A 15515-nucleotide genomic window follows, 5' to 3' on the forward strand; every position below is an offset into this window, starting at 1 on the left:
GGTGTTTCTATTCTGAAATCAATTTTTGAATATCGGCATCAAGTGCTTCAAACATTAGTAAATGTCCTTCTGCATTAGGGTGCAGGTAATCGGGCATAAGTTCTTTGTTGACCTTTCCATTACCATCAATATATGTATGGCCAATATTGATATAGTAGATTTTTGAGTTCTTTTTTGGGAAAGCAGAAATAAGTTTGTTCGTTGCTTTGTTGATGTTATCTCTGTGATTGGGTTTGTAGCCATAGGGAAGAATACCCATGAGTAGAATTTTGGTGTCCGGTAGTTTTTGGGTTAACAGATCACATATTTTATATATGCCTGCGGCCAGTTCTTCTGGGGTGCTTATGTTTACGTAATGGTTCCCGTCCGTGTTATTCGTACCTATGAGTACAACTGCTACTTTTGGATTGATACCTTCTAAGGTTCCATTTTCAATACGCCAGATGACATTTTCGGTGCGGTCACCGCTGATGCCCATATCTACGGTACGGTACCGGTCCAAGTATTTGGTCCAAACCTCTTTTCGGTCTTCTTTTTCCAAAGTGTGAAAAATGGAATTGCCCACCAAAATCAATTCAGGGTCAGATTTGAGGCGGCTTTTTATGGTCTCATGTCTTTGGTTCCACCATTCGCCATCTCGTTGAACGGATTGCGCTGCGGGGTTTATCTTATTTTGAGGTGTTTTGGTACTGGAGCATGATAAGAGTATGCCTGTAAACAAAAGGAGCAAGGTGTAACTTAGTTTGGGTGTTTTAGCCATAATACTTCAACTTGGTTTTAGACTCTCTTTTGTATAGGCCCTAAGCCATTTTTCCAGTCTTGATTGCATTCTTTATACAGAATGGCTTTTAGTTTTTCTGTTTTTTGTGGATGGTCCTTGGCTAGATCTTTCACTTCTTCATAATCATCTGGTAGGTAATAAAGTTGAAATACATCCTCTTTTAAATAATACCTGAGCTTCCAACCCTCTTGGGTTACCAAAGCAGGACCCATTTTTGAAGAGTAAACAGTGTAATCGCGTAATTTGGGTTTACCTCCAAAAAGAGCTTTTGCATACGAAATTCCATCTTTTTCTCTTCTTTGCGGGGTGCCTACAATTTCGGCGAGTGTATTTAAAAAGTCATAATTACTAACCATTTGGTCCGAAACTGCACCCTCTTTTATATGACCTTTCCAATACCAGAACAGGGGAACACGCACGCCACCTTCCCAGTTGTCGCGTTTTTTTCCGGACATACCATCATTGCCGTCAAAAACATCACCTGTAACACGACTATTGAAGCGTGTGGTAATATTATCAAATTCTTCTCCCTTTACATTTACGTTATTTTTTGAGGTACGTCCTTCTTCGGGGTAATAGATTTCATGACCGTTGTCCGATGTAAAGACGATGATAGTGTTGTCTAAAATTTTCATTTCTTCCAGTTTGGAATAAATTCGGCCTACATCGTCATCCAGCATTTTAACCATAGAAGCATATTCTTTTTCCCATTGGGTTAAATTGGGGTTGTTCGCCAATTCCGGATGTACTTGAGGAACCATGGTAGGCCCATGGGGCAATTGTGTGGGGAAATATAAAAAGAAGGGCTTGTTCGTTTTCTGGGGATGGATATCATCCATAAAGTCCAACATTTTTTCCATGATAATATGCTCGGAATAGACGGCTTTTCCTTCCATATTCCACCGGTCCTTAAAATTTTCGGGAGAGTCATATTCCGTAGTTTTGGCACAATCTACATGTGTATTTCCTTGAATATCTACTTTTTTGCCATCCTCAAAAAGAAAGGGAGGGTAAAACCCATGGCATCTAACGTGATCGTAGTACCCAAAATGATGGTCCCAGCCATGGCGTTCCATACGTTCAGGAGTGGTTGCAAAACCCCATTCCAATTTCCCGAACTGTCCTGTAGTATAACCTGCCTTTTGAGCAATTTCGCCCAAGAATACTTCATCTTTTTTAGCAGGCAGTGCCACTTGGTGAATTTTAGTCTTAATTTCATCCAAGCTGAGCCCATTGTCCAATTCCATATAAATACCCGCTTTTACTATGGTCATGGCGTCACCCCCGTGACAGTCGTGCATTCCGGTCAATAAGCTGGCCCGTGCCGGGGCACAATACATGGCGCCATAAGCTCTTTCAAACTGCATCCCTCCTGAAGCCAACTTGTCAATATTAGGCGTAGTCAACATTTTCTGACCGTAAGTGCCCAGCATACCACGGCCTAAATCATCGGCATAAATAAGAACTATATTAGGTTTTTGAACCTCTTTTTTCTGAGCCCAACCTAAGGAAACAGTAAAAAGGATTATAAAAACTTGAATTAAAAACTTCTTAGTGAAATGCATTGGTTAGGACAGTTTAGATTATTTGGAGAGAATGGAATTTGGCGGTAACGGCACTTTGTTTGAAGCCCGCCATGCTACCAGCTCATCAAGTAATTTTTGTGTTGTTTTGGTATGGTCTTGGGCCAAGTTCTTGGTTTCTTTAGGGTCTGTCTTTAGATTGTAAAGTTCTAGTTTTCCATCTGCCAAGAATTGGATCAGCTTGTAATCTCCTTTTCGGATTACGGAACAGGTGCCGTGTTTGTATTGACTAGCCAAGTGCCAGAACAAGGGGCGTTGCTTAAAATCAGAGTTGTCTTTTTTAAATAGGGGAGTAAGGGATTTTCCATCTAATTGACCTTTGTAAGCAATGTTGGCCACATCCATTAGGGTGGGGAAATAATCCATAACTGAAATAGGGATTTCAGTTCTTCGGGCTCTTACCTTGCCAGGCCAGTGAATTAGTGCTGGCACTTTTATTCCGCCTTCATAAATTTCTCCTTTGGCACCTCTCAACTTTAGATTCTCCGAGGCAATAGGGTGATAGCCATTATCTGAGGTAATAATTAAAATGGTGTTCTCTTCTAGCTTGTTTTTTTTAAGGTACGCCATGATTTTACCAATGTTCTCATCCATAGATTCTACCATGGTGGCGTAGCTGGCCATCCGTTCTTTATTCTTGCCTATTCCTTGCCCCGTTACGGGGTCCCCAGGCTTGCTCATGTATTTGTTAAAAAGTGCATCGTTCCTGTTTTTTATAGGACGATGAACCGCGTAAAAATGGAGGTTGACCAAAAATGGGTCGGTTTTATGATGGTCCATAAACTCAATGGCGTCGTCAGCCAATCTATCCGTAAGCCATTCGTCATTGGATTTTGGAGTTATAAACGGGTTGCTGAACGGAGCGCGATACCCTCCGCGTTCACTTTTGTACCCACCTTCTTCTAAGGCGGGGTCACCTCTAAAGGTGCCGCCCACATTTTTAATAAAGCCCCTTCCTTCAGGATAGTATTGTTTTACGGTTGGGGTCTTATGATTTTCTACCCAGGTAAAATTTCCCGCTTGGGGTTGGTCCAATCGTTGTTGAATAGGCCATTTCATAGCCAATTCTTTTTCTGGATAAGGACCTACAATATGCCATTTTCCCAAATGAATGGACTTGTACCCGGCTTGGGCAAGGGGTTTGGCGTAAATGGGGTGTTCCTTTTCAACCGTCCATCTAGAGAATATATTTTCTTGAGCATCTCCTTTCTCCAATACAGGAACCGTGTACACTCCCGTTCGGAAGGATTGTTTTCCTGTAAAAAGTGCGGACCTTGAGGGAGAACAAGTAGGATACATATAGGCATTGTCAAAAACCAGGCTTTCTTTGGCCAAAGCATCTAATGCCGGAGTTTCAAAATAAGTAGAGCCATTAAAACCAACATCGGCATAACCAAGGTCATCCACAAGGACAAAAATAATATTGGGTTGTTTTTCTTGGGCCCAGTTGTACCCGAACGAGGCAAGGAATAACAATACAAAATAAAAAGACCTTGGTTTTAGATGCATAGTGCTAAATTTTTATTCGGTTTTTTTTATGTACTTGAGCGGGGCGATACGTTTACCGGTTTTGTAATCCAATCGCTTACCGTAGTAGATATAATTATCAAATATGTCTCCTTTGCCCAGTGTTCTGGGGTCGCCCTGAGCAATAAGTTCCGTTTCCATTTGGGTACGAAGCTTTTTGATGACCGTTGCATTTTCCGGTTTATTGGCCAGATTATGGATGCAGTGCGGGTCTTTCTCAATATTATAAAGTTCGTGTTCCGGTCTCTTATCAAAATTCATCTCAAAGAAAGGGTACTCGTCATCTTCCGGTTTAAGCGAGGTTAGGTAACTTTTGGTAGGAGAACCATCCGTATTCATAAAGCCATATTCTGGGTTGCCCACGGGCCACCGCTCAGGTTTTATATTGTGAACATATAAGAGCGAGTCGTTCCTGATGGCCCTTACCGGATAGGCTAGGTCGGTTCCGTCTTCATTGGCTCGTCCTATATCATGACGTTCTTTGCCTAAAAGCACATGGTCCCGATTTTTATCTATCCTACCGGATTCCGTAGAAAAAAGTTGTTTTGTAAGACTGCTTCCCGTCATTTGTTCGGGAGGCGTTTCACCCACTACCTCCATAAAAGTAGGGGCCAAATCAGAAAAGCTAACGAAATCGCTTACCGTACGGCCGGAAACAATTTTTCCTTTCCAATAAGCAATCAACGGAATATGGAAGCCTTCTTCATAAATCTGGCCTTTCACCCTTGGGAACGGCATACCATGGTCAGACGTTATGAGGACCAATGTGTTTTTTAGCAGCCCTTTTTTCTCAAGAGCTTTAATTGCTTTACCCACATGGGTATCAAACCACTCTACTTCGTTTGCATAATCCAATAAATCACCGCGAACCACTTCATTATCTGGATAGAAGGGCGGTACATTGGCTTCTTCTAACCTTCGGCCCGCCTTCTTCCAAGAATCCAATTCGTAAAAACGATGGGGTTCTTTGGTTCCCAACCAAAAACAAAACGGGGTATCCGTAGGGTTTTCATTGAGAAAAGCCTCAAAATTAGCGGCATAGTCAACATCCGTAATTCCTTTATACGGCGGTTCTAGTTTTATGGTGTTGTATTCCGGCCCTGCGGGGTTGTCCTTAGTGTCATACACACCAGGACCCCAACCTTTGCCCGTATACCCCACACGATAGCCCTTTTTAGCCAATAACTGCGGATAGGTTTTAAATTCCAGAGGAAAACGTCCGTTATGGTCCGCGGCTTCCTTTAACTGCCAGCTGTACTTACCCGTTAAAATACAGGCCCGTGCCGGCGAGCATTTAGGGTTGCCGTTATATGCATTTTGAAATACCAATCCTTCCTTGGCCAGTTGGTCTATTTCCGGCGTATTGATGAAGGTATCTCCATAAGCACCAAAACTCTTCATTGAAGCGTCATCCGCAATACAGAACAGAATATTAGGGCGCTCTGTTTTTGTTACTGTATTTTCACTGGTAGGAATGTTCAAAAAGGCTAACACGCCTACCATACTGAATTTTAAAAGGGACTGAAAAGTTGGAAAAGCATATGTTATCATAAACTTGATTTTTACAAGAAAGTTACAAATTGTTTGTGCAACGTAAACTAGGAGTAGGGATACATACCCTGCCCTATTTATTGAATTCCGTAATGGTTAAACCCCAAGTAAGTTTGGTGCCATCTGCCGCTGTAACTTCGTAACTGATAGGGTTGGTGCTAAAATCGCCAATCTCACCAAGGGCAGGGGCTCCGTTTGCCGGGGCCAACGTAGCTGCCGTAGAAATATCTGCGTAGCCCACTATTTCCGAAAGGCTTACCTGTGACCGTACTTCCTCCGGAAAATCGCCATTGGCAGGCGGCACAGTTATGGCGCAAGCTACCTTTTGATTAACCGTGTCTATGGTCGTTTCTACATTCAATTGAACCACTTGTAGGCGGTTAAAGTCTTGTGTGTCATCAATCCATCTATATTCGAATCTGAAATTGGTAATTTCGGCCTCGTTAAATGTGGGCAGCTCTTCTAAATCTGATTTCAGGCAAGAGGTCATTGTAATGCCTACGAGCAAGAATAGTAAGTATGTTATATTTTTCATTTTATACGAATTTTGTTGTGCGTTAGTTTACCAGCCTGGATTTTGATCTAGTTTTTCATTTAGGATACGCTCGTTTTCAGGAACAGGAAATAAGTAGCGTCTTGTAGAAAAGCGTTTTTTCTGATTGCCCGGTTTTAATATTACGGGTACGCTTTCAAAGCCTTTGCCATCTGCTGCAATTTCAAAGAAGGTATATTCTTTGTCGTTTAATTCCGAAATGATGCCTCCGCCTTCTTCTTTACCCCATCTTAAAAGGGACCAATATCTATCGTTCTCAAAAAACAATTCTACGCGACGTTCAATTTTGTACCATTCCCACACTTGATCTAGGGTCATGCCTGCCATAAGCTCCGGTAGTTTACCATGCTCAACCCTGGTTTTGTTGATGTATTGAACCGCTGTTTCTGCATCATTTAGACGCAGCATAACTTCAGCATAGTTCAAATAGGCACGGCCTAATCTGGTAATGACCTGATGGTAATTTGTGAAGTTTACCGCTTTGTATCCTTCAATATCAGGATAAATACCTTTTCTTATAAAATAGCCGGATATAGTGGATGCTTCAGTACCCTTCGTACTTTGTACATAATGCATATTGCCACCAACTCTAGTGGTAATGGTATTGGTAAAAAGTTTTGAGGAATCCTGTACAATAGAAGCAAAGAAACGGGCGTCGCGATGTTCGTTATATATAGCATCGGAAAGAAACCCTCCGTTGGTCTCAAAATCTTGATAGTATGAGGTTTCGTTCCATCTCTTTGCTACTCCGTCCGTATCGGTTACCAAATAATCATCAACCAAATCGGCAGAAGGCATGGCGGTAGTCCACCCTAAAAATGATTCGTTCAGTTTTGGGGTACCTTCCGTTTTGGCAACCTCCATATTAGGAACAATACGTTGCATTGGAGTCAATACACAGAGCGTAGCATCTATATTGGTGTATAGCCCTAATATGATTTCCGACGAATTTAATGCATTGGTGTAATTGTTAAACAATTCTGCGTAATTAGGGTCTAGACTGTACCCTAGCGCAAATAAGTCTTCGCTTGCTTTTTTGGAAATGTTGTAATAGTCTTCTTTTCCACTTTCTATATATGCAGCGCCGTGCAGTGCAATTTCTGCCAACATAGCATATGCGGCACCTTTTGTAAGTTCGCCAGTCTCTACATTGCTAGAAACGGGTAAATCTAGAGCTGCTTCCTGTAAGTCTTTGATGATAAAATCATAGGTCTCTTTTATGGTTTCCGATCGTGGTAACTTTAAATCGTCCTCTGGTGTGAGCACCTTATCTACAATTACGTATTTACCGAACAAACGTGCCTTTGAGTAATAGATTAAAGCACGTAACATCTTGCCCTGTGCAATCAATTTAGGTTTGATGTTTTCCTGGATGCCTTCCGAAGCGGCCACTTTTTCAATAATCAAGTTACAGTCTCTGATGACTTCAAAAGAATTTTGTTTTATAGGGGATTTTAACCCTAATGGAGCCCTTCCGTAGAAATAATAAGAGTTGTTTTTGGCCCAACCGGCGTCATAAAATTGATCGATCAGGTCTAAAGCCACTTTGTTGGCATTTACCAAAACGGTATTATCGGTAAAATCGTCATTACCGGCGCCACCTCCTTTTGGGTCTGGATCTTCCGGGTTGACCAATAATTCAGGCAATACCGAATTATAGGTGTTATAAATAAAACCTTGGGCAAGACTAGCATCGCTCCACACATCTTGTTCAGTGTACTTGTCTAAGGGTTTGGTATCTAAAAGGTCGTCGCTACATGAGAAGCTCATGAGGGCGATCAAAACAGAAAACAGGGTTATATATAAGTTCTTCATCATTATTTTTTTGAATTAAAATCCTAGGTTTACACCAAATGAATACGTGCGTTGTACTGGGTAGCCGTAGCTGTTTATCCCGTTGTTGGCACTTTGCACTTGTTCTGGGTCAAAAAAGTCTTTTACCGGAGAAATGGTAAACAGGTTGGTGCCACTTGCAAATATTTTACAGGAAGAAATCCAGTTGTTATCCGCTAAAAACGTTTTCTTTAGGTCATAACCCAGCTGAATATTCTTTAATCTGAAATATTTGGCGTTCTTTAAAAAGTAATCCGAAGGGTTGCTTACAATATCATTATTGCCTCCGTTCACGGCTACTGAAGTAACCGGTCTAGGGTAGGATGCACCCGGGTTTTCCGGTGTCCAATAGTCCAATTGATAGATATACGTTAAGCGTTTGGCTTCTGCGGCAATAAACCGATCAAAACCAATATAACGGTTTCCGGCACCTTGAAAGAGACCGTTCATGAACCATCCTTTGTAACTCATATTAAAATCTATACCGTAGGTAAGGCGTGGTTGAGAAGGAAGGCCTAGCAAGCGTTTATCCTGCTCGTCCACTTTACCGTCTCCGTTAGAATCCACATAGCGGATATCTCCACCTTGAGTTTCCGTAGAACTTAACAAACGTGGGGTGTTTAAGATATCATTGTCATTTTGGTATAATCCGTCAGTAACAAATACTTTTCCCCCTTGCCAGTAATCGGTCCTATGGGTTTCCCTTGTGTATGGGTTTTTGAGTGTAGCTTGGTCTTCGGTATCCAGTTGTTCCCATAATTGATTGAAATAAGAAACGTTACCGCCTAACCCAAATCTAAACTCGTTGATGTTTCCTTTGTAACGTAGCGAAACTTCATATCCGGCTCTACGTTGTTTAGAACCTGAGCGAATTTGAGGCAAAGGTTTGCCCAAAGGTTGGGAGTACACATTTTGTGGACTTACCAAAAACCCTGTGGTTAAGTAGTAGAAATACTCTAGGGTACCGCTAAATTTATCTCCGAATGTAGAGAAATCCAATCCGTAGTTGAACGATTCCCTATTGTACCAAGTGAGTTCGTCCGGATTTACCAAATTACCTTCTGAGTAACCGTTTGCCAAGGCATTGCCAATAGTATAAACGCCAGATTCAAGATTGTATACGGGGATATAACCAAATCTGTTTACCCCTTCCGAGACACCTGTTTTACCATAAGAACTTCTAAGTTTTAAAGAGTTGATGATATTATCCTCTTTAAGCTTTTGCATAAAATTCTCCTCGGCAATATTCCATGCAAATGACATGGCGGGAAAGAATCCCCATCTTTTTTTAGGGGCAAAATTGTCATTACCATCATAACGACCACTAAGCTCAATGATATATTTGTAGTCAAAGTCATATTTCAAACGGAAAACATAACCTGCATTGGCGGCTTCCTGTTCGCTACCGTCATTGTCTTTACCCACGGCCGGACCGGCAAAAAGTTGGTCTACGGCACCGGACAAGTAATTTCTTCTTGAAGCTCCTAAATCTGCATATTTGCTGGTAGTCTGGTTGTACACAAAGGTAGCATCAAGACCGTGCATGCCAAAGGTGCGGGAGTAAGAAGCACTAGATTCAAAATACAATCTATTACTGTAGTATGAATTTAAGCTCAAGGCCGGTGGTGTTTGTGGTGTTAGGGAGCCGTCCTGCATGTATAGCGGAACATTGTATTCCCATAATTTACCCCAACCATCACCATCACGGTAGTTGGCCATTACCCCTAATTTAAAACCTTCTATGTTGGGAACTTGCCATTTTACGTCTAGCTGTGCATTAATGAACTTGTCCCGGGTCTTGTTATAACCCGCGTCCTTATCCGTTAAGGCAAGTGGATTGTCTCCGTTGCCGCCCCCGGCCAGTGTGCCGTCTAGATTATAACCTCTGTAAAGTGGGTCGGTATTTTGGTTTACAGCTCGCCAAACACCAAACATACCCGCAGAAGGTTCTTCGTAGTTTTCAATACTGGAGTTGAGGTTTACGCCAACCTCAAGACCTATTTTATCAAATTTGGTAGTTACGTTACTTCTAACATTGAATCTAGTATAGTTTACTACATCTTGTTTAAGCAGACTTCCTTCATCAATATACCCCATAGAAACAAAGTAGTTGGTTTTTTTGTCTCCTCCGGAAAGTGAAAGATTGTGCCTTTGCTCGGGAGCAAATTCCTTAAGGGTCAGGTCTGGCCAGTTATTGTCCGGATACGTGTCCAAGTCTGCGTGGGTCCTGATGGTTTCTAATTGCTCTGGGGAATACGGAACCGGTATGCCTTCATAGGCACTTGCAGCATTTTGAACCTGTGCAAATTCATAGGAATTCATCATTTCCGGTAATATAGTGGGTTGGCTCATTTGGTAATTGTAGGAGTAATTGACGTTTATTTTTCCGTCTTTGCCTCTTTTGGTCGTTACCAAAACAATACCGTTACCCGCTCTTGAACCATATACAGCGGTTGCCGCAGCATCTTTAAGAAAACTGATGCTTTCAATATCATTGGAGTTAATGGTTTGAAAATCTTGTTGTTCTGTAATGACCCCGTCAATTACGTATAAAGGGGAACCACCACCACGAATGGAGATAGCCGGAGAGCTACCGGGAGCACCACCACTGTTTTCTACAATAAGACCGGATACTTGTCCTTGCAAGGTCTCGCCAACATTGTTGAAAGGGGTTTGTTCCAATTTTTCGGGTGCTAACGTGGTAACCGCTCCAACCATTTTTCGTTTGGTAGATGTACCGTAACCAATAACTACCACCTCGTCTAATTTAGCAGAATCCGTGTCTAATGAAATGTCTATTGTGGTTTTTCCATCAATAGTAACTTCTTGGGTGCTGTACCCAATATAGCTGAATACTAAAATGTCCGAGCCAGCAGGAACATCAATAGAATAATTACCGTCAAAATCGGTAACAATTCCAATACTGGTTCCTTTTACCAAGACATTGGCACCGGGAAGCGGCATACCGTCTTCGGTACTTATTACCGTTCCTTTAACTGTTGTTTGTGCAAAAGAGAAGCTGCATATGAGCAACATCATTAAGCAAAGCGAAAACAACCAACGCTGTGGAATTTTAGGTCTGTTATTTTTCATGTTTGAGTTGAGTTATAAAAAATTTAAGTTGAGTGAAAGGCGCTATTTGGAATGTTAATTTTTTAACAATAGCGAGAAACAAAGGTATTTTTCAAGCAAAAAATGATGTATTCAAGCGTAAATTTTATGTCTCTTTAAATTCAAACTGATGGCTATTAAAATTTTAGGGCAGACCAGCAGAAGGTTTTCTTTTGTACTGTTTTAGAGGTGGTTAACAGTAGCTAAAGACCCTTTGTGGAAGGGGTTTGTAGCTGTAAGGTCAAGAGTAATCCCTTGAAACAAATGAGTTTTGAGGCGTAAAATCGCCTAAGATATTCAAGGCTATGAATTCGTAAATTTTAGTAGTAGGAGAGCGGTTAGTTCTGTGCGCTTGGCGTTATGAAGAAGTATTTTTATTCTGAGCTGAATATTTACCCGGTGTGGTATTGTACATTTCTTTGAAAAGTTTGCTGAAATGCGTTCGGCTTTTAAATCCGGTCATCGTATAAACTTCGTTTACGGATAAGTCCGGTTGCTGTACCAATAATTCCGCTGCTTTTTTCAGACGGTACATTTTTAGCATTTCAAACGGAGTTTTATCCGTTAATGCCTTCACTTTTTGATAAAAATGTGTCCGGTTAAGATAAAGTTGACGCGCAATTTGGTCCATATCTAGATTTTGATTGTCCAGGTTCTGGGCCATAAGATGGTATAGCTTTTCAAGAAATGCGTTGTCGTTTCTAATGTTTAGGTTATTGTCCTTCGTAAGCGGAATACCAATTTTAAAACGCTCCCGTAATCGCTTTTTGTTTTCCAACAATGCTTCGGTGCGGGCAACCAACCGGCGGGCATCAAATGGTTTTTTAATGTAGGCGTCCGCTCCATCCTTAATACCCTGAATCTGATTTTCTATATCGTTCAATGCCGTAAGCAGAATTACCGGAATATGGCTTGTCTTAATATCGGCCTTTATACGTTTACAAAGTTCAAGTCCGTTCATGACGGGCATTTGAATATCACTGATTACCAGATCTGGCCATTGGTCTTCCATAGCGTCCAAACACTCCCTGCCATTGGTAAAGGTTTTTACCTCAAAGAATTTAGAGAGTACTTTTGACACATATAGCCGCATATCCAAGACATCTTCTACATAGAAAATCAAGTGGTCCGTGTAGTCTCCGCTGGTTTTTATCTTGGAAATTTCGGTCTTTGCTATCGTTGTTTCGGCATTGGAAACTTTGTTTTCGGCAGATATTATGGCTTTTTCCTTTAGGGCTTGGTCATCTGCAGATTCTTTTTTAACCACCGGTAGACGTACCGTTATGGTTGTGCCTACCCCTATTTCGCTAAATGCTTCTAAATAGCCATAATGCATTTCCACTAATTTTTTGGAAAAAGCAAGACCTATACCTGAACCCGTTGAATGTACACTTTCTCTTTTTCGTGATTGGTAAAACCTTTCAAAAATGTGGGGAAGGTCATCATCATCTATACCTCTTCCGGTATCCGTTACGGAAACAAGTAGGTCTTTATCTTCACTAACATACTTTATGGTAATGACATCATTGGCACCTGTATACTTAAAAGCATTGCTTAAGAGGTTATTGAAAACTTTCTCTAGCTTATCGCGATCTGCAGATACTACTATGTTGGAATCATCGGAGATAACCTGTAACCTTTTATGGCTGTTATAGGCTAAGAAATGAAAATCGGGAACCATGCTTTCTATAAACTCGTCAAAATAGAATCTTGAATAGTCCATCTCCATTAAGTTGGCATCTACACGTTCAAAATCATGAATCTGGTCTATGAGCTGCCCTATTTTTTTGGATTGCCTAGCAATGATGTTCAACTTTTCTTGAGAATCTATATTGTCTCTATACCGTTCCGATAGAAGTTTTACCGGACTGGAAATAAGATTGAGCGGTGTTTTAAGCTCATGGGATATATTGGCGAAAAAACGAAGCTTGGCCGCATTAACCTCCTTTACTTTATCTTTTTCTATTTGTTCTAGTTGAATATTGTAGCGCAGCGACTGTACTTTGATAATATTATATAGAATAACACCTAGAATTAGGAGGAAGGCTAAAGTATAGAGAATATAGGCCAAGGGAGTTTTCCAAAACGGAGGAGAAATAATTATGTTCAATGTCTTAGGTGCGGTCCATTCTCCAATAGAATTTGATGCCGCTACTTCTAAGGAATAGGTTCCGGGTTGTAGACCATTGTAATTGATCATCCGTTGGTCCGAAGTGGTCTGAAACCAATTTTGATCTACAGGTAATAATCTGTATTTTAAAAAATGATTTTCAGTTGATGCAAAATGTAGGGACAATGCTTCTACACTAAAGACATTCTCATTGTATTTGAGGTCTAAGGTCTGCCCGCTATGGAGCCGTTCGGATAGTAAGACCCTTTTATTAATGGTGTCTTGTGGGAATATAGTCTGATTGAAAATCTTAAAGTTTCCAAAGTGCAGTACCGGTAAGGGCTCCGCATCCATTATAGATTTGGGCTTAAAGAAAGAAAAGCCTTCTAGACCGGCCAAGACCAAAGTACCGTTGTTCAGATAGCCCGAAGCATACCAGAAATCTTCAAAGGGCAAACCGTCTTCTTTTCCAAACTTTCTGAACTTTTTTTCCTCAGGGTAAAATTTATTCAGGCCAACGTTGGTGGCTATCCATAAATTACCTTGGCTATCTACGTTTATACTTTTAACAACGTTGTTGGAAAGGCCGTCTTTCTCGGAGTAGGGAATAAATATAGGTTCGTTTTCACTGTTTTCTACTTTGCAGATTCCGGCACCTTCCGTTCCTATCCACAGGTTTCCGCTTGGGGACCTGATTATGGCCGATACAAAATTATTGGGTAGCCCGCCCTCTTTTTTGTCCATCCGTAGATGTTTGACCTCTGCGTCTTTTAGCAGTGGGTCATCTTCAATGTCTATTCTAAAGAGGCCGTCTTCTGCGGTGCCTACCCAGATAAAATCATACTTTGGGTCTGCATATACGTAACGGGCCAAGATCATTTTAGAATCCTCAAAATAGGGATTGTCGTTCAAGGCTTCTATTCGGGTAACAGAACCTTCTTCGTCTATGGTCAACTTATAGACGCCTATTCTAGTTCCCAGCCAGATGTTTCCCTTCTTGTCTTCTGTGATTTTATAAGAATCAATTTCCGAAAATTCGGGCAGGGAACTTGTATTGATAGGTTGTGGCCTTTTCTCTCCTGGATTCAGCCTAAAATAGCCCTTATTGGCTACTTTCATCCATGTTCGTTTTTTAGAATCTACGTAAACCGAAGAAATCTGCGATTCGTTTTTTTCGTCAAACGTAAAGGGCAAAGGTTTAAATTTTGCTTCCTTGGTATTGAACAAGGCAAGACCTCCTTGGTTTTTTGTGAGGTATACGTTTTGGTTGTCCAGTGGGGCTATGTGAATTAAATGGCGGTCACTTACCCCAAATTCATAAGGACTCTTACCTTTAAATTCCTTAAACGGATTTTTTTTGAGGTCAAATCTAAAAAGACCTTTGTCAAAAGAACCTACCCAAAACCTGTTGTTGGATGTAGCTTTAAAGCAACTGATACGAAGCTGTTTGTTTTGGAATTTAAAAAGCGAATAGTCTATGGTGGAATCATACTTTAAGCTATCCGTAGTATTAATGCGAACCGCACCATTGTTAAGCGTTCCCAACCAAAGATTGTTTTGATGGTCAAAGCCCGAACTATTAAAGCTTTCTGTGGCTAAGAGGTTGTTTTTTACTATTTGATATATATACTCATTATCTTTTTCTTCATATGCTAGAATAGCAAATCCCTTTTTAAGCGTAACTAAAAAAGAAGTTTCGTCCATACGCATTACAGACTCGCTATTATCGATAGTATTCTCGGCTACTTTAGTGAATTCTTGATTTTTCAGGTTGAATGAAAGCAATCCAGCAGAAGTAGCATATAGAGAAATAGTTTCATCAATAGAAATGGAGTTATAGAATTCAACTGCTCCGTTACTATAGAAAGCGGTAGGTACATGCTCATCCTTTAAGGTATAATCTTCGTTAAAGACTAAAATGCCGTACTTTTCCGTAGCACAGCGTACGGTTCCGTTATTCTGATCAATGACAATATCCCTGACCACGGGTCCTTTAACTCCTTTCTTGGCAAGTTGATTGGAGTAAATGTTCGTGAATTTTTCTAGATTGTAATCATATATAGATATTCCTTCGTCCGTACCGATCCATATGTTGCCTTTGGAATCTTCTTTTAAAGACCTGATACGGTTACTTACAAAGACATCATCGTTTAGGGTGTTTTTAAAAGTCTTGAATTCGTATCCATCATAACGGTTGAGGCCTTCAAAGGTGCCTACCCAAATATAACCTCTTGAATCTTCAAGAATGGAGGTTACCCCGTTGTGTGCCAACCCGTTGGAAATCGTGTAATTTTGCGAAAACTTAAGGCCGCCCTCTTGCGCCGAAAGACACAGGAAGAAGAACAGACATACGAGTATGGAGTAAACTTTTTTGGACATAAAACCAGAAACCGATTTAGTACCTATGTAATATTGGAAATATATTTTCAAGGTAGTAAAAATACTATAGTTGATGCTTAATCTAGC

At 40.8% G+C, this 15515-nt stretch carries 8 protein-coding genes; all 8 read right to left on the bottom strand.

From position 1 onward, the window contains the following. Nucleotides 1-7 precede the first annotated feature (7 nt). Nucleotides 8-760, bottom strand: a complete 753-nt coding sequence (locus Q4597_RS04995; protein WP_303405019.1) for a GDSL-type esterase/lipase family protein — start codon at nt 758-760, stop codon at nt 8-10. A 17-nt stretch (nt 761-777) separates the two neighbouring features. Beyond that, nucleotides 778-2346 (bottom strand): sulfatase-like hydrolase/transferase, encoded by a 1569-nt coding sequence (locus Q4597_RS05000; RefSeq protein ID WP_303405021.1) that lies wholly within the window; start codon nt 2344-2346, stop codon nt 778-780. Between the two features lie 18 nt (nt 2347-2364). Continuing rightward, nucleotides 2365-3873 (bottom strand): sulfatase, encoded by a 1509-nt coding sequence (locus Q4597_RS05005; RefSeq protein ID WP_303405023.1) that lies wholly within the window; start codon nt 3871-3873, stop codon nt 2365-2367. A gap of 12 nt (nt 3874-3885) precedes the next feature. Continuing rightward, complete coding sequence (locus Q4597_RS05010; RefSeq protein ID WP_303405025.1) at nt 3886-5442, bottom strand: sulfatase; 1557 nt, start codon at nt 5440-5442, stop codon at nt 3886-3888. 73 nt (nt 5443-5515) lie between these two features. Then, nucleotides 5516-5977: a DUF5018-related domain-containing protein gene (locus Q4597_RS05015; RefSeq protein WP_215438625.1), complete on the bottom strand. Its 462-nt coding sequence runs from the start codon at nt 5975-5977 to the stop codon at nt 5516-5518. Nucleotides 5978-6004: 27 nt separating this feature from the next. Next, complete coding sequence (locus tag Q4597_RS05020) at nt 6005-7813, bottom strand: RagB/SusD family nutrient uptake outer membrane protein (protein ID WP_303405026.1); 1809 nt, start codon at nt 7811-7813, stop codon at nt 6005-6007. A gap of 12 nt (nt 7814-7825) precedes the next feature. Continuing rightward, complete coding sequence (locus Q4597_RS05025) at nt 7826-10921, bottom strand: TonB-dependent receptor (RefSeq protein WP_303405027.1); 3096 nt, start codon at nt 10919-10921, stop codon at nt 7826-7828. Nucleotides 10922-11297: 376 nt separating this feature from the next. Further along, nucleotides 11298-15428: a hybrid sensor histidine kinase/response regulator transcription factor gene (locus Q4597_RS05030; protein ID WP_303405028.1), complete on the bottom strand. Its 4131-nt coding sequence runs from the start codon at nt 15426-15428 to the stop codon at nt 11298-11300. Between the last annotated feature and the right edge of the window lie 87 nt (nt 15429-15515).

The sequence above is a fragment of the Zobellia sp. 1_MG-2023 genome (assembly GCF_030549125.1).
In the GTDB taxonomy this organism is placed as follows: Bacteria; Bacteroidota; Bacteroidia; order Flavobacteriales; family Flavobacteriaceae; genus Zobellia; species Zobellia russellii.